Source organism: Sutcliffiella horikoshii (assembly GCF_019931755.1).
Taxonomy (GTDB): Bacteria; Bacillota; Bacilli; order Bacillales; family Bacillaceae_I; genus Sutcliffiella_A; species Sutcliffiella_A horikoshii_E.
The window spans coordinates 533,166-553,283 of sequence record NZ_CP082918.1; the positions used below are offsets into that span (position 1 = coordinate 533,166).

Annotated in this window: 31 protein-coding genes and 1 riboswitch; of the genes, 20 read left to right on the plus strand and 11 right to left on the minus strand. The window is 41.7% G+C overall.

Annotation, left to right across the window (positions count from 1 at the left end):
• Nucleotides 1-49 precede the first annotated feature (49 nt).
• Nucleotides 50-976 (minus strand): RNA polymerase sigma factor, encoded by a 927-nt coding sequence (locus K7887_RS02850; protein ID WP_223492084.1) that lies wholly within the window; start codon nt 974-976, stop codon nt 50-52.
• Nucleotides 977-1,079: 103 nt separating this feature from the next.
• Here K7887_RS02850 and K7887_RS02855 point away from each other — a divergent pair, with 103 nt between their 5' ends.
• From K7887_RS02855 to K7887_RS02865, 3 genes are all read left to right on the plus strand, one after another.
• Nucleotides 1,080-1,517 (plus strand): YybH family protein, encoded by a 438-nt coding sequence (locus K7887_RS02855; RefSeq protein ID WP_223492085.1) that lies wholly within the window; start codon nt 1,080-1,082, stop codon nt 1,515-1,517.
• A gap of 23 nt (nt 1,518-1,540) precedes the next feature.
• The gene (locus K7887_RS02860) at nt 1,541-2,167 is read left to right on the plus strand and encodes a class I SAM-dependent methyltransferase (RefSeq protein ID WP_223492086.1); all 627 of its coding nucleotides are present in this window, start codon (nt 1,541-1,543) and stop codon (nt 2,165-2,167) included.
• 263 nt (nt 2,168-2,430) lie between these two features.
• Nucleotides 2,431-2,949, plus strand: a complete 519-nt coding sequence (locus tag K7887_RS02865) for a hypothetical protein (protein ID WP_223492087.1) — start codon at nt 2,431-2,433, stop codon at nt 2,947-2,949.
• A gap of 47 nt (nt 2,950-2,996) precedes the next feature.
• On the opposite strand, the gene K7887_RS02870 is transcribed toward K7887_RS02865, so the two are convergent.
• The 3 genes from K7887_RS02870 to K7887_RS02880 are packed head-to-tail and all read right to left on the minus strand — an operon-like array spanning nt 2,997 to nt 4,767.
• On the minus strand, nt 2,997-3,269 hold the full coding sequence (locus K7887_RS02870) for a DUF3986 family protein (protein ID WP_223492088.1): 273 nt from the start codon (nt 3,267-3,269) through the stop codon (nt 2,997-2,999).
• 19 nt (nt 3,270-3,288) lie between these two features.
• Nucleotides 3,289-3,861: a hypothetical protein gene (locus tag K7887_RS02875; RefSeq protein WP_223492089.1), complete on the minus strand. Its 573-nt coding sequence runs from the start codon at nt 3,859-3,861 to the stop codon at nt 3,289-3,291.
• Between the two features lie 15 nt (nt 3,862-3,876).
• The gene (locus K7887_RS02880; protein ID WP_223492090.1) at nt 3,877-4,767 is read right to left on the minus strand and encodes a S8 family serine peptidase; all 891 of its coding nucleotides are present in this window, start codon (nt 4,765-4,767) and stop codon (nt 3,877-3,879) included.
• A gap of 200 nt (nt 4,768-4,967) precedes the next feature.
• Here K7887_RS02880 and K7887_RS02885 point away from each other — a divergent pair, with 200 nt between their 5' ends.
• From K7887_RS02885 to K7887_RS02895, 3 genes are all read left to right on the plus strand, one after another.
• The gene (locus tag K7887_RS02885; protein ID WP_223493566.1) at nt 4,968-5,246 is read left to right on the plus strand and encodes a spore coat protein; all 279 of its coding nucleotides are present in this window, start codon (nt 4,968-4,970) and stop codon (nt 5,244-5,246) included.
• 188 nt (nt 5,247-5,434) lie between these two features.
• Nucleotides 5,435-6,013 (plus strand): hypothetical protein, encoded by a 579-nt coding sequence (locus tag K7887_RS02890; RefSeq protein ID WP_223492091.1) that lies wholly within the window; start codon nt 5,435-5,437, stop codon nt 6,011-6,013.
• Between the two features lie 15 nt (nt 6,014-6,028).
• Nucleotides 6,029-6,385, plus strand: a complete 357-nt coding sequence (locus tag K7887_RS02895) for a YciI family protein (RefSeq protein WP_223492092.1) — start codon at nt 6,029-6,031, stop codon at nt 6,383-6,385.
• Nucleotides 6,386-6,462: 77 nt separating this feature from the next.
• Here K7887_RS02895 and K7887_RS02900 read toward each other — a convergent pair whose 3' ends face one another.
• Complete coding sequence (locus K7887_RS02900) at nt 6,463-6,801, minus strand: DUF1048 domain-containing protein (RefSeq protein ID WP_223492093.1); 339 nt, start codon at nt 6,799-6,801, stop codon at nt 6,463-6,465.
• On the minus strand, nt 6,798-7,142 hold the full coding sequence (locus tag K7887_RS02905; RefSeq protein WP_223492094.1) for a PadR family transcriptional regulator: 345 nt from the start codon (nt 7,140-7,142) through the stop codon (nt 6,798-6,800). The genes K7887_RS02900 and K7887_RS02905 overlap by 4 nt, the downstream gene beginning before the upstream one ends.
• A gap of 243 nt (nt 7,143-7,385) precedes the next feature.
• Here K7887_RS02905 and K7887_RS02910 point away from each other — a divergent pair, with 243 nt between their 5' ends.
• From K7887_RS02910 to K7887_RS02930, 5 genes are all read left to right on the plus strand, one after another.
• Nucleotides 7,386-8,099 (plus strand): cytochrome c biogenesis CcdA family protein, encoded by a 714-nt coding sequence (locus K7887_RS02910; RefSeq protein ID WP_223492095.1) that lies wholly within the window; start codon nt 7,386-7,388, stop codon nt 8,097-8,099.
• Between the two features lie 22 nt (nt 8,100-8,121).
• Nucleotides 8,122-8,820 carry a response regulator transcription factor gene (locus K7887_RS02915; RefSeq protein WP_223492096.1) on the plus strand — a complete coding sequence of 233 codons (699 nt, stop codon included), beginning with the start codon at nt 8,122-8,124 and terminating at the stop codon, nt 8,818-8,820.
• 70 nt (nt 8,821-8,890) lie between these two features.
• A complete protein-coding gene (locus tag K7887_RS02920) occupies nt 8,891-9,295 on the plus strand; it encodes an OsmC family protein (protein WP_223492097.1) in 405 nt (134 codons plus the stop codon).
• Nucleotides 9,292-9,618, plus strand: a complete 327-nt coding sequence (locus tag K7887_RS02925; RefSeq protein ID WP_223492098.1) for a hypothetical protein — start codon at nt 9,292-9,294, stop codon at nt 9,616-9,618. Before K7887_RS02920 ends, K7887_RS02925 begins: the two co-directional genes overlap by 4 nt.
• A complete protein-coding gene (locus K7887_RS02930; protein ID WP_223492099.1) occupies nt 9,611-10,189 on the plus strand; it encodes a redoxin domain-containing protein in 579 nt (192 codons plus the stop codon). The genes K7887_RS02925 and K7887_RS02930 overlap by 8 nt, the downstream gene beginning before the upstream one ends.
• Before the next feature lie 249 nt (nt 10,190-10,438).
• Here K7887_RS02930 and K7887_RS02935 read toward each other — a convergent pair whose 3' ends face one another.
• Entirely contained in the window at nt 10,439-10,627 is a 189-nt protein-coding gene (locus K7887_RS02935; protein WP_223492100.1) for a hypothetical protein, read from the minus strand.
• A 136-nt stretch (nt 10,628-10,763) separates the two neighbouring features.
• Here K7887_RS02935 and K7887_RS02940 point away from each other — a divergent pair, with 136 nt between their 5' ends.
• The 3 genes from K7887_RS02940 to K7887_RS02950 all read left to right on the plus strand — a co-directional run bounded on the left by K7887_RS02940 (nt 10,764) and on the right by K7887_RS02950 (nt 12,468).
• A complete protein-coding gene (locus tag K7887_RS02940; protein ID WP_223492101.1) occupies nt 10,764-11,261 on the plus strand; it encodes a DinB family protein in 498 nt (165 codons plus the stop codon).
• Nucleotides 11,262-11,372: 111 nt separating this feature from the next.
• The gene (locus tag K7887_RS02945; RefSeq protein WP_223492102.1) at nt 11,373-12,062 is read left to right on the plus strand and encodes an aspartate/glutamate racemase family protein; all 690 of its coding nucleotides are present in this window, start codon (nt 11,373-11,375) and stop codon (nt 12,060-12,062) included.
• 19 nt (nt 12,063-12,081) lie between these two features.
• Complete coding sequence (locus K7887_RS02950) at nt 12,082-12,468, plus strand: ASCH domain-containing protein (protein ID WP_223492103.1); 387 nt, start codon at nt 12,082-12,084, stop codon at nt 12,466-12,468.
• Between the two features lie 119 nt (nt 12,469-12,587).
• Here the strand turns inward: K7887_RS02950 and K7887_RS02955 are convergent, their stop codons facing one another.
• On the minus strand, nt 12,588-12,836 hold the full coding sequence (locus K7887_RS02955; RefSeq protein WP_223492104.1) for a hypothetical protein: 249 nt from the start codon (nt 12,834-12,836) through the stop codon (nt 12,588-12,590).
• 213 nt (nt 12,837-13,049) lie between these two features.
• Complete coding sequence (locus tag K7887_RS02960) at nt 13,050-13,484, minus strand: hypothetical protein (protein ID WP_223492105.1); 435 nt, start codon at nt 13,482-13,484, stop codon at nt 13,050-13,052.
• A 188-nt stretch (nt 13,485-13,672) separates the two neighbouring features.
• On the opposite strand from K7887_RS02960, the gene K7887_RS02965 reads away from it, so the two are divergent.
• From K7887_RS02965 to K7887_RS02985, 5 genes are all read left to right on the plus strand, one after another.
• The gene (locus K7887_RS02965; protein ID WP_223492106.1) at nt 13,673-14,509 is read left to right on the plus strand and encodes an MBL fold metallo-hydrolase; all 837 of its coding nucleotides are present in this window, start codon (nt 13,673-13,675) and stop codon (nt 14,507-14,509) included.
• A 15-nt stretch (nt 14,510-14,524) separates the two neighbouring features.
• On the plus strand, nt 14,525-15,658 hold the full coding sequence (locus K7887_RS02970) for a zinc-dependent alcohol dehydrogenase (RefSeq protein WP_223492107.1): 1,134 nt from the start codon (nt 14,525-14,527) through the stop codon (nt 15,656-15,658).
• Between the two features lie 167 nt (nt 15,659-15,825).
• Nucleotides 15,826-15,929, plus strand: a riboswitch (TPP riboswitch).
• Between the two features lie 128 nt (nt 15,930-16,057).
• Nucleotides 16,058-16,747, plus strand: coding sequence for a thiaminase II (gene tenA / locus K7887_RS02975; RefSeq protein ID WP_223492108.1), 690 nt, complete (start codon nt 16,058-16,060; stop codon nt 16,745-16,747).
• 440 nt (nt 16,748-17,187) lie between these two features.
• Nucleotides 17,188-17,481: a PadR family transcriptional regulator gene (locus K7887_RS02980; RefSeq protein ID WP_050780708.1), complete on the plus strand. Its 294-nt coding sequence runs from the start codon at nt 17,188-17,190 to the stop codon at nt 17,479-17,481.
• Nucleotides 17,478-18,671 carry a DUF2812 domain-containing protein gene (locus tag K7887_RS02985; RefSeq protein WP_223492109.1) on the plus strand — a complete coding sequence of 398 codons (1,194 nt, stop codon included), beginning with the start codon at nt 17,478-17,480 and terminating at the stop codon, nt 18,669-18,671. The genes K7887_RS02980 and K7887_RS02985 overlap by 4 nt, the downstream gene beginning before the upstream one ends.
• Nucleotides 18,672-18,764: 93 nt before the next feature.
• Here K7887_RS02985 and K7887_RS02990 read toward each other — a convergent pair whose 3' ends face one another.
• Together K7887_RS02990 and K7887_RS02995 are read right to left on the minus strand one after the other, a co-directional pair.
• The gene (locus K7887_RS02990) at nt 18,765-19,250 is read right to left on the minus strand and encodes a hypothetical protein (protein WP_223492110.1); all 486 of its coding nucleotides are present in this window, start codon (nt 19,248-19,250) and stop codon (nt 18,765-18,767) included.
• Nucleotides 19,250-19,456, minus strand: coding sequence for a helix-turn-helix transcriptional regulator (locus K7887_RS02995; protein WP_223492111.1), 207 nt, complete (start codon nt 19,454-19,456; stop codon nt 19,250-19,252). The genes K7887_RS02990 and K7887_RS02995 overlap by 1 nt, the downstream gene beginning before the upstream one ends.
• A gap of 264 nt (nt 19,457-19,720) precedes the next feature.
• On the opposite strand from K7887_RS02995, the gene K7887_RS03000 reads away from it, so the two are divergent.
• Nucleotides 19,721-19,966, plus strand: coding sequence for a DUF6429 family protein (locus K7887_RS03000; protein WP_223492112.1), 246 nt, complete (start codon nt 19,721-19,723; stop codon nt 19,964-19,966).
• Nucleotides 19,967-20,118: the final 152 nt, after the last annotated feature.

Sequence of the window (20,118 nt, forward strand, 5' to 3'; positions counted from 1 at the left end):
TGGGAAAATGGGCCGTCGTGCCTGTCCCCTCGGCCCACCCCCTCAAAAATCACTCCCAGTTTACAGGCGGCTTAACCAACTGTGCTTTTAATCCAAGCTCTTCAGCAGCTGCTATAATAAACTCCTTTCTGAAGAAGTAGCTTTTGTGGCTTACTATTTTTCCGTTTTCGATTTCTTGCATTTGTATGTCATGAATTTCACCATTGGCTAACACGATAATGACGGGTTTATTCCATAGAATGAATTCTTGAGCGGTATGGCCAGGTAACCCGAATTTTAGCGAGCCTTTCAGCATTTCGGATTTAGAAAATTCCTGGAACCCGAAGAACGCTTCGTTTTGTGCTTGATCACTAAACAGTCTCAGCATGCTATCTAAATCTCCATTATTAAAAGCTTGTAAGTATGCTTGAATCGTTGGATTTTGGCTAGGTGATTTTCCTTTCATTTTGGATTGTGAAAAGTCCAAAGACGCTATTTTCCTTCTCGCACGCTGCACAGCTGAATAGACACCGCCTGGCGTACTATGGACAATCCCAGCTATTTCTTCTGCGTTAAATTGAAAAATGTCCAAAAGGAGAAATGCAGCTGTTTGCTTTGGGGTCAAATTTGATTCCAATGCTGTCAAGATTTCTTCTAGTCTTAGATGATCGGAGAAATCGAGATTCGCTTCAGGTGTTTCATCTAACGTCCCTATTTCCCTTTTTTGCTTCCTGCACTGATCAAGCCACGTATTTGTTGCCACTCTAAAAAGATAATATTTCTTATCCGTAATATCACCCCAACGCTCTGGAAGCAACCCAAATGCCTTTATCATCGTCTCTTGAAAAAGATCTTCTCCATCCCAAGGAGAACCAGTGACATACTTACAATAATTCCACAAATCTGTTGAATAAACAGAAACTATATCTTCAAATTCATTTCTTAGTTTCCGCGCGTCTTCCACAAAACCCTTGCTAATGGTACTTGCCTGTTCCATATTAGTTCCCTCCTAAAGTGCTTACACTATAAAGACGTTACAAGATATAATAATTATACGGATAATTTTAAATTTTTCATAAAATTTACAAGGAGCTGACGCTATGTTGGGTGTGAGTAATGTGGAGGGCATTCTGGAAAATTACAAACGGGCCATTTATGAAAAAGATGTGGAGAGCTTTCTAGCTATCTATGATAAGAATGTACATATTTATGATTGCTGGGGAAAGTGGGAGAGTAAGGGTATTACTTTATGGAGAGAAAATGTAGTGAATTGGTTTGGAGGGATGAGGGAGGAAGGCGAATTACTGAAAGTGGATTTTTGTGATGTAACCATTGAGGAAAATATGAATCTTGCATTTGTTCATTGTGCGGTTACCTTCGCTGCGTATAGCGGAAAATCTGAAGAGAAACTTCGTCAAATCACCAACCGTTTTACATTTGGGTTGAAAAAAGTAAATGAGACTTGGCTCATAACCCATGAACATTCTTCCTTGCCGATAGATATGGAGACTGGGAGAGGGATGTTTGATAGTCGATAACCGGGATGAGTGAGGAGAGATATATGAGTTTCTTAACAAAAGCAAGACAATTTATAGATGGTCATTATAAAACACCCAAAGGATTAATTGGTACATTTATCGGTGAGAAAATGGTAAAACAGCACAAAACGGAAACGGACTGGTCATTAGAGCTAATGGATGTCCAAAAAGGGGAAAGACTACTAGAGTTAGGTTGCGGTGCTGGTTATGCGATCAAACTAATTTCAGAAAAAGATTTGGCAGAAGAAATAGTCGGTTTGGACATTTCTCCAACAGTCATTCGATCTGCAAATATCCGAAACAAACGAGCAATAAGGGAAAAGAGAGTAAAACTAGTGCAAGCAAATCTCAATAACTTGCCGTTTCAGAATGAAGGTTTCCACAAGATTTTCAGCATCCAAACCATTTATTTTTGGACAGAAATAGATAAGACAATCTCGGAAATCTACAGGGTTTTAAAATTTGAAGGCGTTTTCGTCCTTACTTTTTCTGACGGAAAAAAAGATGAAATTTGGGAAGGGATAAGGGATATTGCTGAAAATCAAGTCATTTTGCATATGAGGAATGCAGGGTTTAAAGACGTTTCTCTTATGAGGGGTCCGGATTCACGAGGATATCATACAGTAGCGGTTAGGGGAACGAAGAAGTAAAAATGCTCAGAGATTAGATCTCTGGGTATTTTTTTGTTTTTATACAATATGTTGAAATAGCGATATTTAAACAATCGTTTGTTCAAAAAGAAATTCTGTATTGTGGTATAAGGAGTGAAAAGCATTCGTGATTTTTCAACCAATTTCGCACGGTATATCAGGATAGGAAACGATGGCGAAGTATACTTATCTCAAAAATAATTAGATGGTGAATTATCCACTAATAGTGTAAAATTACACAAAAGGGTAAGAGGAGGATAAATATGTCATTTCTAACAATTGTTGTGATTCTTATAAGTGGTATTTTCATGTTAGTTGTCAGCTACGGCTTTAAGAAAAACTGGGAGATATCCATGAACTACAAAATTCTTGCGTGTTTAATTTTACCCATACTAAATATAGCCTTTGGAGTAGCATTAAACTTACTCGATTCTATAGATAGTCCGGCAACTCTTAAAAACTTTCTTGTAACTACCGTCCACTTAACTGTCTGGATAATCTGCTTTGGATTCGCTTATAAAGCAGAAAGTAAGGGTGTGTTGGTGTTTTACGCAATTTTTTGGGCGTTAACTTCAGGAATCGCTGCTTTGACTGCTTACATTGACTCTGTGGAAACTACCGTTGATTTTACTTGGGCCATTCCTATAGCAATGTTACTCTTACCGCAATGGTTTGGGTTGAATTATCTGGTAGAAGGTTATTTTGTTTCATCAATGATAGTATTGGTCATGTCTTTGATCATCTTCAGTGCGGCGGTGTGGAGATGGAAGAACGTAAAATAAGAAAAATGGGTCGGCGTGCCTGTCCCCTCAAACCACCGACCCACTTCCTAAATCAATTTATGTTCTTTTAAAAATTCTTCGAGCAATTCGGAAGCCTTTTGTTCGGTTAGGTGTTCTGTTTTTAGGGAGTAGATTCCTACCAGTAGGCCGAAATTTTTTAGGGTTGGGTAGGGATCTTGTGGGAGATTCAGTTGGTAAAAATCATTTTCAAAAAACATGCACCATACGTTTTGGCTTTCCACTTTCAAGAAGATGGCTTCCAGATCGTGACCGTCCTTGTAGTAGCCTGCATGCAGGTGATAGTTGTTATCAAAAAGCATGTTTGCTTCACTCCTTTAGTTAGAATACTTTATAATGATTTTTTAAGTTAGGTGGAATGTGGTAATGTAATACATTCGGACCGCCCGTTTTGATAGGGAAATAGTCTAATCTGAAAACGACGGCTCCAGTTTTTCTTAAACGGACTTGAATTATTCTTCCGCCTCCACCGGCACCTTCGAGGATGTAGGTATTTGGAGCTTTGATCGCCTTATCCACATACGGTCTTGCTAAAGCCCAGCCCTTTTTCATCCCTTCCCTGCCAACTTTAGAAGTTAATAACCGAATGGCCGCTGCTGCAATTGGGACCCATTGTCCTTGGACAGATGTTTCTAAATTGTCTACATCTTGCCCTGTCAGTAACAGATGTTCTTCAAATTGACGGAAAACCTGATCCTGTAATAAAAAATCAAAATCCTTTTCAAAGGTTTGTAAATTCACATCAGAGACATCAACATCAGTAGTGGCACTAACTTCATCGAGTATTTTTTGAGAGACTGTCCCTTCTTCTTTTTCGATGGCTGATGAAATAGATGGACTAATCGTAGAAAAGATTAGCACAAGTGATAATAATAAAAGTATACATTTTTTCATTCTTTTTTGTCTCCTTCATTTAATTAGTAGTTGAACCGGATCAACGATATGAAACCCTTCCATTTGTTTACTTTGATTTTTCAGTTCCTCTAACAACTTATCAAAATCAAATTCTTCCTTTTTATTTTTCTCAAGGTAGAGAGCCAGCACTCCAGCCATATAGGCAGAGGAAAGGGAGGTCCCGCTACTTAACAGGAAATCGCCTGACAGGGAGTAGCTGTTAATGTATTGACCTGGAAGTAAGAAATCCAATTCCTCCCCCAAGGTTGTCCCCTTCCATAATTCCCCTTCATTATTCAGTGCACCTACCGCAATGACATTGTCGTACTTAGCGGGATAGGTGATGTCAGCATTCTCCTGCAGCCCGTAATTGCCAACCGATGAAACAACGATGATTTTATGGGAGACAGCTAAATCAATTGCTTTCTTTAAATCGGCAGAATCATTAAACGTGCCAAAAGGCATCAGGATGATATCAACCTTTTGCGAGATGGACCATTCTATCGATTTGACAATGTTGGAGATATCTCCCTGAAGATTGTCATCCAAAGCTTTTACAATATAGAGCTCTGAATCAGGGGCAATTCCCAATTGTTTGGAGCCTAAAACACCTGCTAAATGTGTACCATGACCATGATCATCTTGGAAGTTACTGGAGTCATCTAGGACATTTATGCCTTTTACAACATTGATATGTAAGGATGGGGATACTCCGGTATCTATTAATGCAATTTTTACTTTTTTTCCTGTTAAGCCATACTTTTGATGGAGGGTCTCAATTTGTAGCAGTTGATATCCCCAATTCTTCTGATAGAACGCTTCCGTTGATTTTTTTTCGTACATAACATACAGACTAAAAATAATTAGCCCACACATAAGGCCTGATACTAATTTAACTAATTTCATCGCTTTTCCCTCATCTGCCCCCAACCCTCATTTTTAACGAACCTTATTTATTGTATAGAAGAAACGTTAATAGAAGCTTAACTAAACCTTAAATACTCCTTAAATATTGGTACTTAGGGGACTGTCCCCTAAACCCAGCCCACTAGGCATCCGCACATCTTTCTAGGTACAAGTTTATAGACTCCTGTCCCTTGAATAGGATGGTAGGGAGAAACTTGAGGGAGTGTAGTCTAGTGAACTTTAATTATAATGATCAAAGAAGAATCATTGGTCGCCCGGGCTTTGGTTTAGGTGGATTCGGTTCTGGCTTTGGTGTCCGTCCGGGTCTAGGGTTCGGCCGTCCAGGCTTTGGCTTTGGTGGTATTGGTTTCGGTCTTCCATTTGTAACTGGTTTGGCAGCCGGAGCGCTATTAACACCAAGACCATATCCGTACTATCCATACCAGCCTTACCCATATCCGCCGTATCCATATTATTAATCTATCAGAATGAAACATTCCACTCCCTCACTGCGTATACAAAGTCAGAGGAGTGGTTTTTTATGTGTTTTACTTTGGAAAATGGGGCGGGGTGCGTGGTTCCACGGCTCACATGGGGCGGTCGATCGTTCTTGTTGATGAATGATGAGAACATACCTACATAAAATTGTACCAACAAGGAGGATTTGATGATGAAAATATTGAAAGTTATTATACCTTTACTTCTCATAATCCTATTGCTGGCCTTCCTTAGCGGCTATAGATTTACAGCATTAAGTGCTGCAAAGAGTCATGCATTTCTTACGAAAGATGCGGAGTTGATGGATCAGTACGAAATAGGGTCTACGGATGTATTTTTGTTTAAAAGTGATGTGGAACAGGAGTATCGAACAGTTTTGACCCAAAAATCTGGGGTGTTTTTTAGCAGTAGGGCATCTATGTACATTCCATACAGTACAGATGAAATTCAAACAGTTGGCGGGGCTAGCTTTAACTACGAAAAAGATGCTGGTAGTTTTATAAGCGTTGTATCGAACGATGAGGAAGTTGCATACATAGAGGTTGGTGTAGAACCCAATATTGAGAGAAAAGAAATAAAGAAGGGAGAGCGGATTTCTTTCTTGTTTCCATTCAGTGAACAAATAGACTTTTTGAATCCTACTGCCTATGATAAAGACGGAAACGAGCTATATTATCACGGATATCCCAGGGATACGAACGTGTTTAAACACGAGGAATTTAAGTGGCATAAAACAGGTGAACAATAAAAGGAGGAAATATAAATGTTATTCATGCTAATCGTCAAAGCATCAACAAATTCGGAAGGTGGAAACCGACCGAATTCCGAGCTGAATGCAGCTATGTCGAAATACAATGAAGAATTAGTAGAGGCGGGCGTGCGAGTGATGGCGAAAGGACTACACCCAAGCTCAAACGGAATGCGCATTTCTTTCCCAGAGCCAGGTGGGGAGCCAGTAGTGACGGAGGGGCCTTTCCCTGAACCGAACAACCTGGTTGCGGGTTTTATTTTAATTGATGTGGAGTCGAAGGAAGAGGCTGTAAAGTGGGCGATGCGAATGCCGGATCCTCAAGGATATGGGGAAGGCCAGATTGAATTGCGCCAGGTATTTGAATTTTAAGTTAGATTAGGGTCGAGCGAAAGGCGCGATGACTTGTGAAAAAGCGGGTCACCGTGCCTGTCCCCTCAGCCCTCCCCTCAACCCCGGTTAACCGTATCGTTCAACTTCTTCCGATACTTGTCTTTATAAGTTTCCGTATCCTTCACTAACTCATCGCAGAAAGCTGCCACGTCTTCTCCTGTGAGGTCTGTTACTTTTTTGCCTTCTGCTGCGCCTTGCTCGAAAAGTTCTAGAATGCCACCGAATATTCGACTGCATTCCTTCCAGTCAGTCGGCCCGCCAGCGGTCCACATATACTTTTGGATCGCATAGTATGCGTTGCGGTACTCAGTAGGAAGTGCTTTCGCGCGCGCCTCCATTTCTCTCCATTCCTTTTTATCGTTTAAACTTCCGATGATTTTCTCTAGAAAGCTCATAGTATCTCTCCTTTTGATAAGTCTTTTGTTTTAAGTTCGTTTATTTTGCTTGAAACGAATTCCCATTTTCCCCAAAACGTTTTAAGGTGCTCTTGGCCTGCTGCATTAAGTGTGTAAAATTTTCTCGGCGGTCCCATGGTGGACGGCTTTTTCTCGATGTTCACCAGGTTGTTTTTCTCAAGGCGCATCGTAATCGTATAAACAGTGCCTTCCACCACATCTGTGAAGCCTAGTGTCCGCAGTTGTTGCGTAATCTCATAGCCGTACGTTTCGCCGCGGCTGATAATCTCCAGCACACAACCCTCCAGCACTCCCTTCAGCATTTCCGTAATATTATCCAAATCTATCCCTCAATTCATGTACTCTGTATTACTTATTACTAGTATATAGTATTACATAGTAGTGGTGCAAGATGAAATTATAAGATAGGTGAACCGTAGGGACAGGCACCGTGACCCACTTGTGGAGGAGTGGTGGGAAAACTGGGTCATCGTGCCTGTCCCCTCAACCCACCCATTTTCCTCGCATTTCTTAACAGAACATTAATATTCGCACTTCATAATGGATGTAAAGGAGTGAGTGGGATGAGTGATGTTGGTGTTATTTTTTCGTTGTTTGCGGGGACTTTGTCTTTTTTTTCGCCGTGCGTTTTTCCGTTGTTACCTGCATACCTAACGCATTTGACAGGTGGTAAGATGGCGGATAAAAAAATGTTGGTGGATCGGAAGAAGGTGTTTTTGCGCTCGATTGGCTTTATTATCGGCTTTAGTATTATTTTCATTTCCTTAGGTGCTTCTGCGAGCTTTGTGGGGAAGCTGTTAATGGAATATAGAATTGCTTTGATGCAAGTAGCAGGATTGTTGATTATCATTTTTGGATTGCAGATGGCGGGGTTCTTAAAATTTAAATTTCTTATGAAAGAAAAGAAGTTTGAGTACAGTAATAAATCAAAGAGTATGTTTGGTTCTGTCCTCTTGGGAATGGCGTTTGCGAGTGGTTGGTCTCCGTGTGTGAGTCTCGCGTTATCCTCGATTTTACTGTTGGCAAGTTCCACCGAGACGTTGAATCAGGGGATCATGCTATTAGGATTCTACTCGATCGGGATGGCGATTCCTTTTCTGGTGATTTCACTGGTACTTGTTTATTCTTTAAAGGTAGTCAGGAAGATCAACAGGTACCTATCCAAGCTGTCCTTCATTAATGGCGTGGTCATGATCGCCCTTGGTTTTCTTGTTTTAACAGGCCAGATGCAGAAAATAAGTGCATGGCTTTCTATTTATAATTTATTTCCGCAATGACATGACGAAATGAGTGAGTACGGTGATACAAGAGAAATTGATTGGTAAAACGGTGTTGATTGTAGAGAATGATCAAGAGATACGCAAGCTCCTTAGAACCAATCTGGAAAAGGAGGGGTATGAGGTGCTCGAGGCTCCAGATGGGAATAGGGCGAAGAAAATGATTCCGAAACTGGACCCGTGTATCCTCCTATTAGACCTTTCTCTTCCTAAAATTAGCGGGGAAGAAATCTGCAGATGGGTTCGAGATGATTTGAAAAGCTTGATGCCGATCATCATTATCTCAGCAAAAGCGGAAGAAGGAGACATAATCAAAGGCTTCAAGCTGGGTGCGGATGATTATGTGGTCAAGCCGTTCCGCCCCGCAGAATTGATGATGCGAATAGAAGCGGTTCTAAGAAGGACGGCGGCCCGCTGCGGGAAGCTCAGCTTTACTGGTTTTACACTAAAGCCCGCTAAAGGGGAAGCTTTAATCAATGGCAGTCCGCTGAATCTCACCAAGTTTGAATTTAAGCTTTTACATTTTTTTATGCAAAATTCGGATCAGGTGCTGACCAGGGAGCAAATCTTAAATTCCATCTACGAGCATCATGAAAAAATGGTGTCGGATAGAACCATTGATGTCCATATCAAGCATTTACGCGAGAAAATAAAGATGTATACGCCAAAGGACTATATTCAAACGGTCAGGGGAATGGGCTACAAATTTGTCGGCCAATAAATAAGCTGAATTTCTTAATAAACCCTTAACAAACTGATTCCATACTTGATGGTAAAGGGGGAATCAGTAGATGAAATTTTTAATAGAAGCGGACCGGGTAATCGCAGACCTGACATCAAGTCAATTGGTCATATCACCCACACCAGGTGTTGGGGTCAGACCCTATGAGCTTTTGATCTCATCCCTTATTGGGTGCGGTGGGACCTTGCTTAAGACAATCCTGGAAAAGAAAAGAGTAAGCTATGAAAAGTTAGAAATGGAAGCAGATTCTATTCGGAACCCGAGTCAGGCTAATCGGATCGAAAGGATCACGATAACAGCGAATATCTTTTCTAAGGATGAGCTGACACTTGGCCAACGTGAAAAGATCTCCTCCTTGGTGATGAAAAATTGTGGGATGATCCAATCCGTTTTGCCTGCAATCAAAGTGGAACTTTTGATAAATAGGATTCATGACGAGGGAGAGCCGGAGTGAGTTACATTACCTTCGGGAGCATGACGATTTCTGTAAGTTTGATGGTCATGGTTATCGCATTAATGTTGCTGCCTGTTGTTTATACACTTGTAACTGGAAGGACGATTTCTTCTTTCTTTTGGGACAATATCTTTCTCTATTTTGTCATTTGGAAGTTTAGTTACATAGTCATCCACCCAAAGCTATTCTTGGAGATGCCTATGTCTATTGTTTATTTTCATGGAGGAGATACAGGTAAAATATTGGGTTTGATTTTTGTTTTTTTAAACATCCTAATGAGTAGACATTTATGGATGCAAAGGAGGAGTATAGGAAGTGAATAAGAACCTTTTATCGATTGCCATCATTTTGCTCGCTGTAGCAATCATTTTCGTGAACGTGTGGGAGAAACCAGCTTCAGAGGAAAATAGTGAGGCAACAAGTGTGGATGTCACAAAAGATGAAAGCATCCCGGGAGTAGATTTAGGAGAAGTGCAGGAAGGGAACCAAGCCCCTGATTTTACTTTGACGACACTCGAAGGGGAGGAATTAAAGCTCTCAGATTACAGAGGCAAAAAGGTCATCTTGAATTTCTGGGCGACCTGGTGTCCGCCATGTAAAGCAGAAATGCCACATATGCAAAGTTTCTACGAAGAAAACCACGAAGAAGTCGAGGTCATCGCTGTGAATCTCACCAATATGGATAAAGGGGAAGAGGCAATCAACAGCTTTGTAGAAGACTACGAGCTCACCTTCGCCATCCCACTTGATGAAGCCGGCGACATCGGCATGCAATACCAAGCCTTCACCATCCCCACCAGCTACGCCATCGATGAAGATGGAATCATTCAGAAAAAAATTATCGGTCCAATGGATGAAGCGATGATGAAGAGTATTGTGGATGGAATGGAGTAAAGGGCTGAGGGGACAGACACCGTGGCCCGTTTTCAGCGCGTATTTAGCTCTTACCAAGAATAAGTAAAATGCAGGTGATTACTTTGATCACCTGCATTTTTATGTTGAGTAGCTATCTTGCGGCCTATCTCATAATGGAATTAAGAGGAAGAGCCATCTGAATATTCAAGGTGGAGCTGAAAATAGATATGGTTTTATCTCAGGAAAGAAAAAACGCCAGGTTCGTCACCTGGCGTCCATTTTTTGATATTAAATTTTAGGTCCGTTAAAGTCATTGTTATCATACTTTTTCGGTGTATTTGGCGTGTTTTGGTCTTTTTCAATTTTCTTCTCAAAACGCTCCAGGTTTCGTTTGGCGAAATCTCTGTCGCCGATCCCAAATGAAATAGCAAACGCTATGGATAACGCACCAAGGATCAGCAAGAAGCCGATGTTCACAATGGTTTTAGCAAGTACTTGAGCTCATTTTGCATTGTAAGCATTGAGAGAAGCGAATGGTTAGCAGAATGTGGTAAAATTACGTGAAGGGCATATTAAAATAGAAGGATTTGCCCAATTATTAGGAGGGGATGAAATGTTTATGTCAGTTAATGATTTCTTAAATGAATGGAAACAAGAAGCCGCTGTTACCCAAAAAGTGTTGGATGTGCTGACTGATGAATCGTTGAATCAGGAAGTTTCCCCAGGATTATACAGTGTTGGAAGCCTTGCTTGGCATATTACAGGGTCCGCTTACTACTTTCCTGCCCAAGTTGGTATAAAATTTGAGGTTCCTGATCTTCAAAAAGAGACCCCAAAATCTGCTGCTGAAATCAGCGAGACTTACAAAACAGTAAGTCAGCGCTTTACACAAGCATTTTCTGAACAAATTACAGATGAAACGATGAATAAAATGGTTAATTTATTTGGTGGAGACATGCCACTTCAGGCTGTTTTTCGTCTGCTTATCCAACATCAGGTACATCACCGCGGTCAATTGACGGTCCTTATGAGACAGGCAGACTTGAAAGTTCCTGGGGTATATGGTCCTAGTAAAGAAGAATGGGAAGCAATGAATGCTCAAAAGAGCTGATATTAACAAAAAAGCCGGCGCCTGCCGGTTTTTTATTTGTATAAAGGGTTTGTTTACAGGTTAGCGAAGTTAATAAGGAACAGGAACAACAAGGATAATGGAGGAGATAAAATGAAGGTTATTGGTCTTATTGGCGGAATGAGTTGGGAATCTTCTGTGGAGTATTATCGGATAATCAATCAAGAGGTTAAGAGAAGATTGGGGGGATTACATTCAGCGAAATGTCTATTATACAGTGTCGATTTTCATGAAATAGAACGGTACCAATCAGGAGGCGCCTGGGATAAGGCCGGGGAAGTGTTAGGTGATGCTGCGCGTTCTTTAGAATTGGGGGGAGCGGACTTTATTGTCATTTGTACCAATACGATGCACAAAGTTGTAAATGAGATCCAATCAAAAATAACTATCCCCCTATTGCATATCGCAGATGCAACCGCAGCACAAATTAAAGAGAAAGGAATTAATTCGGTTGGATTACTAGGCACAAGGTACACAATGGAACAAGACTTTTATAAATCACGTTTGGAGATGAACGGCATAAAAGTTATTGTACCAAGTGAACAGGAAAGAGAGATTATAAACAAAGTCATTTATGAAGAGTTATGTTTGGGTAAGATTCAAGAAAAATCAAGAGATTACTATAAAAAAGTTATCCATGGCTTAATCGAATCTGGTGCCAAAGGGACTATCTTAGGCTGTACCGAAATTGGATTATTGGTAAAACCGGAAGATTCAGATGTTCCTCTATTTGACACGGCTTACATCCATGCTTTGGAAGCGGTGAATATGTCATTAGAATGAGAAATTAGGGGTGGAAGAAATGAAAAAAATGACGTTATGGGGAAGAGACGAACAGGATGATAGATTGGTTTTAGAAGTCATAAGGGGAGAGAAAACAGCAACATGTACACCAAAGGTTTGGTATTATGATTCCCCAGAGGAACCACCCACAGAAGTAGGTGATTACGTAGCGGTATATGATCAACAGGGGAAACACAGGTGTACCATCTTGATTACCGAAAATTATGAGATACGTTTTGGAGATGTGGACGAGAGGATTGCGAAAGCAGAAAACACTAATTCAATAGAGGAGTTTCGCAAAGACCACGTCGTTAGCTGGGAAGATGCGTTAAGACAAGAGGGTAATGGATTAGATGATAATACGGTTATTGTAGTAGAGCACTTTGAGTTAGTGGAGAAATTGTAGGAACAGGCACCGTGACCCATTCTTGGTTCGCAAGGCATTATTTATCATGCTTTAGTTAAAGGGTAATAGGCACGAGATTGATGAAAAAGTGGGTCGCCGTGCCTGTCCCCTTAGCACCACTAAACCATCAAATAGTCAAAGGTAATACCAAATAGAATGATCGCAGCACCCAAACTAAAGTGAACCTCTTTTTCATTTACTCTTGTCTTCTCTAGTAGTGTAAAGATGAATCCAATTAGGCCGACAAAAATAGCACTATTAATGAGATAAGGAATGTTCACAAAAAAGAGGTGAGGGAACCTTTGAACAAATCCGGAGATAACTCCAAAACTACACAAGAGAAGAGGAATTCTTAATTTCCAATACATAGTATCACCTAACTTTCTTGAATTATGAGGACAGGCTCCGCGCCACGTTCTTATTCCTCTTCGCTATCTAGGTCAAAATCAGTGAAAGTTTCAGCTTTCTCACCTTGAACTACATTTTCTCCATTTAAGTAAACTACCATAGAGTCATTCTCTTCATCAGAATACACATGTGCGCCGTTTTCTTCCTTTGCGTTTTGATGGTCATATCAAAACCTATATAAATGCTAAAAGAAAAGCAATCCCCCAACTCCCAACAAAAAAGATCAAACTAGAAATGAAATATAAACTCATTTCAGGGGAACTCGCGGCTTCATATTGATGTTCATAATGGTTATTGGTAAGAAACTTTGCGATGGTTCCTTGAGAGTTTGTGCTGGCTTTACTTGTGATACCGGTGATCCAACCTAACCCAAACAGACACAGGCTGGAGATGAATATAGTATCAATGAATTTCCAGTTTCCGAGTAAACTGATGGCATAAGTTCCGCCTATCATTAATGAAAGCAAGATAACAATGATTGTGGTATTAAGGTATTTAGGGTTTATACGTTTTTGTAAAGCCTTGCCGATAAAGTCGATTGAAAAAGCTGCTAGCGTAAAAAGGATTAAAAGAATAATCGTAAAAGCCACACTATAGTAATAATTCATTCCCCCACCTCCTAAGTAACTTCACATCGGTATATCTCTATTACGTTTAGAATGGAGTAAAGTTCCAGTACTTAAAGAAAAATGGGACATCGTGCCTGTCCCCTCGACTCCCCTCTCCAAAAAAAATGTTTATCCCCCATCCCCTTAACAAATACTATCCACGTACATACAGGATAGGAGTGTTTAAGATGTCTCAAGATATGAACTATAGCGATGACAATAAATTTATCCCGGTGACCTCGATTTCGGCACATAGTGGGAAACATGTCACCTTGGATTTGTATTACTACACGAACCAAGTGGTGAATATTTGCATCTACGGAAACTCGGAGGACTGGGTGTTGATTGATACAGGAATGCCGAAGTCCGCAAGAGAGATTCTTTCTGTGGTGGAGAACCATTTAGGGAAAGGTGCCCGCCCGAAAGCAATCATTTTGACGCACGGTCATTTTGATCATGTCGGGGCGTCGGTGGAGCTGGTGCGGCATTGGGAGGTTCCGGTGTATGCGCATGAGCTGGAGCTTCCGTACCTGACCGGAAAAAGCGATTATCCTGAGCCGGATCCGAGTGTAGAAGGGGGCCTCGTTGCGAAAGTGTCCTCCTATTTTCCCAACGAAACAACCGATCTCAGCGGGCATGTCCATGCACTCCCTGCTGACGGTACTGTACCGGGTATGGAAGGCTGGCGCTGGATTCACACGCCAGGTCACTCGCCGGGACATGTCTCTCTGTTTCGCGAGTCAGACCGCACCCTCATCGCAGGGGATGCGTTTGTCACAGTAAGGCAGGACTCGCTGTATAAAGTGCTTGTCCAACAACAGGAAGTCTGCGGGCCGCCGCGGTATTTTACAACGGATTGGCACGCGGCATGGGAATCAGTGAAAAAAATGGAAGCGTTAAAGCCGCAAGTTGCCGTCACTGGTCATGGGCCGGCCATGGAAGGTGAGGAACTGGCCCAAGGACTCACTAAACTTGTACAAAATTTTGAATCAATCGCTATTCCGGACTACGGAAAATATGTATAACAAAAGGAGAACATCATGAAAGCAGTCACCTACCAAGGGAAAAACACAGTAGTGGTAAAAAAAGTAGAAGCACCAAAAATTCAGGACCGTGAAGACGTCATTATCAGGATAACTTCGACTGCCATCTGTGGATCGGATCTTCATCTATACCAAGGGAATTTCCCATTACCGATCGGCTATATCATCGGGCACGAACCAATGGGGATTGTGGAGGAAGTGGGACCGGACGTGACAAAGGTGAAAAAGGGTGACCGCGTTGTCATCCCATTTACCGTCGCTTGCGGAAGATGCCATTACTGCGAACACGAGCTGGAAAGTCAATGTGATAACTCCAACCCGCACTATGACTCCGGAGGATATTTCGGCTACTCCGAAAAATTCGGAAATCATCCTGGCGGACAGGCAGAATACCTGCGCGTCCCGTTTGGCAACTTTACCCCATTTGTCATCCCGGAGGACTGCGAGCTGGAGGATGAATCACTCCTCCTCTTATCGGACGTCTTGCCAACTGCCTACTGGAGCGTGGTGAATGCAGGTGTGAAAGAGGGAGACACGGTCATTGTCCTAGGCTGCGGACCTGTAGGACTCATGGCCCAGCAATTCGCCTGGCAAAAAGGTGCCAAACGAGTCATCGCCGTCGATTACATTGGCAACAGGCTACAGCACTCCAAGCAACACATGCAAACAGAAGTCTTCGATTTCACCAAATATGACGACATGGGCGAAACCCTCAAGGAAGTGACAAAAGGCGGAGCCGACGTTGTCATCGACTGCGTCGGGATGGACGGGAAAAAGTCCCCGCTAGAATGGGTCGAGCAAAAAATGAAACTTCAAGGCGGAACACTTGGCCCGATCCAAATTGCCACCAAAGCCGTGCGAAAAGCAGGTACGTTACAGATTACAGGTGTGTATGGCGGATTGTACAATATGTTCCCGCTAGGACCGTTTTTCACCAGGAACATCAATATAAGAATGGGACAGGCCCCAGCTCGTCATTTTATGCCACACCTGTATGATCAAATTAAGAGTGGGAAACTTGATCCGACCAAAATCATTACACATAAAATGTCCTTGGATGAGGCAGCGCATGGATACGACATATTTAACAAAAAAGAAGATGACTGTATTAAGGTGATTTTGAAGCCATGATTGGGTCCGTTAAAGCGAGGGGGCAATATAATGTACCCCTCGTAAAGGACAAGTTGATTAAGGGTCAAGTAGCAGCTGGTACTTCGACCGACTTAGTTCAAGGTCCCTGTCTTCAAAATATAAAACGCTTGGAATAAATAACTATATATTGTAATATATTCATATAGAATATCCACTAGGGGAGCCAATAGGCTGAGACGGAGCTTTACGCGACGGACCCTTTGAACCTGATCTGGGTGATACCAGCGGAGGAAAGTGGTGCATTGAGTTTAGTACGTACATATTCTCATGCTCCTCTTTCCCATGGAAGAGGAGCTTTTTTCGTTAAAATAGCTAGGCTTGCTTCTTCTTTGGGAAAAGGTGGGTATTCTCCTAATTAATTTTGAGGAGGAATACGACATGAAGTTTTCAGAGCAGTTACGAAGAGAGGCAGATCCCATTTTTCAGGCGATTTTTGAACATCCGTTTGTAAAAGGGATCGGGGGAGGAAATGTACCAAAAGAGGCACTTATTCATTATGTAGAGCAAGATTTTGAGTATCTATCAACTTTTTGCAGAATTTATGGTCTGGCTGTTTCTAAATGCACCGACCGGGAAGATATGGCATTTTTTCAACAACAAATAGGGTTTGTGTTAAATTCTGAGGTGCATCCACACAATAATTTTTGTGAAGTAGCTGGCGTGCGTTATGAGGAATTACAAAAAGCACCACTTGCTCCGACTGCCCACCACTATACACGGCATATGATGGAAGCGGCAGCAAACGGGACACTAGGCGAAACACTTGCTGCCCTTGCCCCTTGCCCTTGGACATATTGGGAAATTGGGAAAAAGCTTATTCAAGAAGTGAAGCCAACACCTGATCATCCTTTTTATGAATGGATCATGTTTTACGGAAACGAGGAAGTGACTTCGATCACACAAGTGTTCATGGACAAAATTGATGCTTGTGCATCAACAGCAGGTGAAGAAGAAAAACAACGTATGCGAGACCATTTTATAACGAGCACACAATTAGAACACCAATTTTGGACAATGGCTTATACGCAGGAAAAGTGGCCTGTTGCTTTGGATCGGGTTAGAGTTTAGTAGATAGTTTAGTAACATTAGGGTACAGTAAAGGTCCTATGACCGGCTAGTATAATTTTTTGAATGAGAGAGGTTTGAAAAATGCAGGTGATCATAATGATTACCTGCATTTTTTTATTTTTTAGTACTTTCATAGAATAATAAAAATTAAACAAACGTTTGTAGAAACTGAAATTCATCATTGTAACAAAAGTTCTAAAAACCATTCGACAAACCTCAACCATTTTTGCATGCTATTTTAAAATATCTTCTAGCTATCCACAAAAGCTAAACCACTAAAAACTGGGCCACCGTGCCTGTCCCCTCCACCCAAAATCCCCTTGCATAAATATGTCGCACCGTGATATAGTCAAACTACGACATATGTCACAACGCGACACACTTGAAAGATAGAGGTGACCATATTGGATCTATCCAAAATCATAAAAAAATACATACCCATGACTGAAACCGCATTCTACATATTGCTGTCATTGACAGAACCGCGCCATGGCTATGGAATCATCAAACACGTCGAAGAAATCTCTAACGGTCGTATCCGCCTGGGCTCTGGAACCATTTACGGAACGCTGACGAAAATGCAAAAGGATGGAGTTATCACCGTGTTTGCGGATGCCGAGCGGAAAACGGTGTACGAAATCACCGATAGCGGCAAAGAGCTGATTACCGCAGAAATCGAGCGATTGAAGGAGCTTCACGGAAACGCATTGAAGTACGAGGGGGAATTCCTATGAAAACAATCATCAAACCATTATGGAGCTACGATGTACAGAAAACCGAACAATTGCTTACCGACCAGGCAAAAGCAGGCTATCACCTAACACAGCTTAACCGCTTCAAACGCCGCTTCACTTTCGAAAAGGGCAACCCAAAAGACGTAACCTACCGAATCGGCTACGACAAAATAAAACCCGCAACCCTTTCCAACACCATGCGCAATGACGGCTGGGAAAAAGTCACCCAAAGTGGCAAGTGGTATGTGATCGCAAACGAGAAACCGCAGGCAGAAGTGACTACTTCCACAAGTCGCGACGCCATCATCAAACGAAACAACTATATCTTTTATGCATTCATGGCCATACTCATCTACATAACCGGTGCAATGCTGGTAAACATAGCCCTCTTCTCCACCGTCTTTTTTGCAAGTGACGGAAACGTGGAAGTAGTGGAAAGTCCACTCTGGATCATCACCTACACCGGCTCAGCCCTAAGTACCGCTTTCTACTTTTTTATGATCTACTCTGTTTGGAAAATAAAGAAAACAAACAAATCCCTGTCACAAGAGAACCAAACAACATATTCGTCCCAACACACCCTAGATAAGAAAAACCTTACGAAAGCAGAAGAAAAACAACTAAAACGAGATGGACTAATCATTAAACGCCGCAAATTCGGCTGGATGTACTCGCCTGATAAACTGGAAAAGTGGCTAGAGCAACACGCAGCAGAAGGAAATCGCCTCCACCGCGTCAGCAAACTTGGCACCACCTTCTATTTCCGAGAAGGCGAGCCACAACATATCAAATACAGCGCAGACTACCAAAATCTATCGAATGATAGTTATTTCGAGATTCATAGACAAGCAGGTTGGAAGGATATATTCAGCTCCAAGGGTGCCATCCAAAAATGGACCATCTGGAGCAAGGAATACGAAGAAGGCGAAACACCACCAGCCTTGTACAGCGACAAAACGCACAAGCTCAAGCAAGCAAAGAAAGTCGCCTTCTCTTATACCGTGATCTTCCTACCGATGGTTCTAATGTATATGTTCATCGCCAGCATAAACATAGGCTTTCTGTTTCGAAAAGAAGAGGCGTGGACGTTACATGATACCAATACCATTATGTTTTTCCTTTGTATTCTCGTGTTCGGTACATTCATCACAAAGACTTGGATGTATTACTTTAGGCTGCGGAGAGCTTGAAGGTAGATGAAGCAATAATAAAATGACCATTAGAACCCCACGGTTTTAATGGTCATTTTCATAGATGTCCTACAAAGAACTATTGCTTTTTCATCAAAAATCTTCACTGCTTTTGTCCGGTGTCAATGCAAATATAATCCCAATGGTGTTTGGTGGAACGCTGGCAAGCAGGAACCACCAGTTGCCGGTAGTAATAGATAGGATTCCAAAACAAATAACGGACAAGGCCACAATGAAAATACCGAATTTGACTTTAGAGGGCTTCAACGGCTCCGACATATTCATATTGATGGACAAGATCATGCCTGTAAATCCCCAGCTCGTCATGTGAACAACCATAATGACAGCAAGAACGATGGCGGGCCTTAACTCCATACCGAACATGATCAACGTAAATAATAAATAAATGGAAGCAAGGGTGAAGAACCAAGAAATGGACCGGGCCTTTTGCCAAATATGGTCATGCAGTTCATCCAATCCACGCTGCTTTTTGGCCATACGGCGGCCAAACCACCAAGCTAATATACCTATCACAGCTCCTCCATATAATCCTACCAACCCACCAATTTGTACCTCCATTATTCTTCTCCCCCTTCTTCTAAAATAAAGACCTCTTCAATGATGCAATCGAATACCTTTGAAATGTTATATGCTAGTTCAAGTGATGGATTGTACTTTCCCGATTCAATCGCAATGATGGACTGTCTCGAGACGCCTACCTTTACGGCTAGGTCCTCTTGGGTCATCTTCGCAGCTTTGCGCAGATCTTTAATCCGATTTTTCAACTTTTCCACACCTCAATTATTTTTGTAAAGCTAGCTTTACAATCGGTTGTAAGTAAAGCGTACTTTACATTTGGTGAAATGTCAAGCATGCTTTACAAAATAGGTTGTGGGGACAGGTTCCTCGACCCATTTTTGGGGGAGTCGGAGTCGTGGCGGTAACGGGATAGGTACCGTTACTGACCATTATGGAGAGAGAGGATAGTTTATCAACAATTCGAAAAAGGATACAATTAAGTTATAAAAATAAAAAGGATTTGATTAGTTATGGAAGAAAGAATCAAGGAGTTAACACTTTTATTACTGTACCTAACATCATGGGAAGAAAAGAATATTCCAGGAGAAATGCGACGAAGTTGGAAAGGATACGATTTCGATATATTAAACCAATTAAGCGAACAGGATTTTCTTCATGGCGGAAACCGTTCGAAATCCGTATATCTAACAGAAGAGGGTATAGAAGAAGCGAAAAAACTAGCTCAAAAGTATATTGGACAATTAGACAGCAACTAAAAAACAGTGGCGAAGGAATTTACCTTCGCCACTGCCTACGTGTAACTCATAGACCGGCCTCTCTACTCCCTCGATAGAACCACCTTAAAAACAGAACGAAATATAAACACTACCACTAAAATAACAACTCCAGTCAATACAATCGCGTAATT

What these genes read in the sequence shown, in the direction of transcription:
- K7887_RS02850 (WP_223492084.1), bottom strand. Translation starts at nt 976, where the DNA reads ATGGAACAGGCAAGTACCATTAGCAAGGGTTTTGTGGAAGACGCGCGG.
- K7887_RS02855 (WP_223492085.1), top strand. Translation starts at nt 1,080, where the DNA reads ATGTTGGGTGTGAGTAATGTGGAGGGCATTCTGGAAAATTACAAACGG.
- K7887_RS02860 (WP_223492086.1), top strand. Translation starts at nt 1,541, where the DNA reads ATGAGTTTCTTAACAAAAGCAAGACAATTTATAGATGGTCATTATAAA.
- K7887_RS02865 (WP_223492087.1), top strand. Translation starts at nt 2,431, where the DNA reads ATGTCATTTCTAACAATTGTTGTGATTCTTATAAGTGGTATTTTCATG.
- K7887_RS02870 (WP_223492088.1), bottom strand. Translation starts at nt 3,269, where the DNA reads ATGCTTTTTGATAACAACTATCACCTGCATGCAGGCTACTACAAGGAC.
- K7887_RS02875 (WP_223492089.1), bottom strand. Translation starts at nt 3,861, where the DNA reads ATGAAAAAATGTATACTTTTATTATTATCACTTGTGCTAATCTTTTCT.
- K7887_RS02880 (WP_223492090.1), bottom strand. Translation starts at nt 4,767, where the DNA reads ATGAAATTAGTTAAATTAGTATCAGGCCTTATGTGTGGGCTAATTATT.
- K7887_RS02885 (WP_223493566.1), top strand. Translation starts at nt 4,968, where the DNA reads ATGGTAGGGAGAAACTTGAGGGAGTGTAGTCTAGTGAACTTTAATTAT.
- K7887_RS02890 (WP_223492091.1), top strand. Translation starts at nt 5,435, where the DNA reads ATGATGAAAATATTGAAAGTTATTATACCTTTACTTCTCATAATCCTA.
- K7887_RS02895 (WP_223492092.1), top strand. Translation starts at nt 6,029, where the DNA reads ATGTTATTCATGCTAATCGTCAAAGCATCAACAAATTCGGAAGGTGGA.
- K7887_RS02900 (WP_223492093.1), bottom strand. Translation starts at nt 6,801, where the DNA reads ATGAGCTTTCTAGAGAAAATCATCGGAAGTTTAAACGATAAAAAGGAA.
- K7887_RS02910 (WP_223492095.1), top strand. Translation starts at nt 7,386, where the DNA reads ATGAGTGATGTTGGTGTTATTTTTTCGTTGTTTGCGGGGACTTTGTCT.
- K7887_RS02920 (WP_223492097.1), top strand. Translation starts at nt 8,891, where the DNA reads ATGAAATTTTTAATAGAAGCGGACCGGGTAATCGCAGACCTGACATCA.
- K7887_RS02940 (WP_223492101.1), top strand. Translation starts at nt 10,764, where the DNA reads ATGTTTATGTCAGTTAATGATTTCTTAAATGAATGGAAACAAGAAGCC.
- K7887_RS02945 (WP_223492102.1), top strand. Translation starts at nt 11,373, where the DNA reads ATGAAGGTTATTGGTCTTATTGGCGGAATGAGTTGGGAATCTTCTGTG.
- K7887_RS02950 (WP_223492103.1), top strand. Translation starts at nt 12,082, where the DNA reads ATGAAAAAAATGACGTTATGGGGAAGAGACGAACAGGATGATAGATTG.
- K7887_RS02955 (WP_223492104.1), bottom strand. Translation starts at nt 12,836, where the DNA reads ATGTATTGGAAATTAAGAATTCCTCTTCTCTTGTGTAGTTTTGGAGTT.
- K7887_RS02960 (WP_223492105.1), bottom strand. Translation starts at nt 13,484, where the DNA reads ATGAATTATTACTATAGTGTGGCTTTTACGATTATTCTTTTAATCCTT.
- K7887_RS02965 (WP_223492106.1), top strand. Translation starts at nt 13,673, where the DNA reads ATGTCTCAAGATATGAACTATAGCGATGACAATAAATTTATCCCGGTG.
- K7887_RS02970 (WP_223492107.1), top strand. Translation starts at nt 14,525, where the DNA reads ATGAAAGCAGTCACCTACCAAGGGAAAAACACAGTAGTGGTAAAAAAA.
- tenA (WP_223492108.1), top strand. Translation starts at nt 16,058, where the DNA reads ATGAAGTTTTCAGAGCAGTTACGAAGAGAGGCAGATCCCATTTTTCAG.
- K7887_RS02980 (WP_050780708.1), top strand. Translation starts at nt 17,188, where the DNA reads ATGACTGAAACCGCATTCTACATATTGCTGTCATTGACAGAACCGCGC.
- K7887_RS02985 (WP_223492109.1), top strand. Translation starts at nt 17,478, where the DNA reads ATGAAAACAATCATCAAACCATTATGGAGCTACGATGTACAGAAAACC.
- K7887_RS02990 (WP_223492110.1), bottom strand. Translation starts at nt 19,250, where the DNA reads ATGGAGGTACAAATTGGTGGGTTGGTAGGATTATATGGAGGAGCTGTG.
- K7887_RS03000 (WP_223492112.1), top strand. Translation starts at nt 19,721, where the DNA reads ATGGAAGAAAGAATCAAGGAGTTAACACTTTTATTACTGTACCTAACA.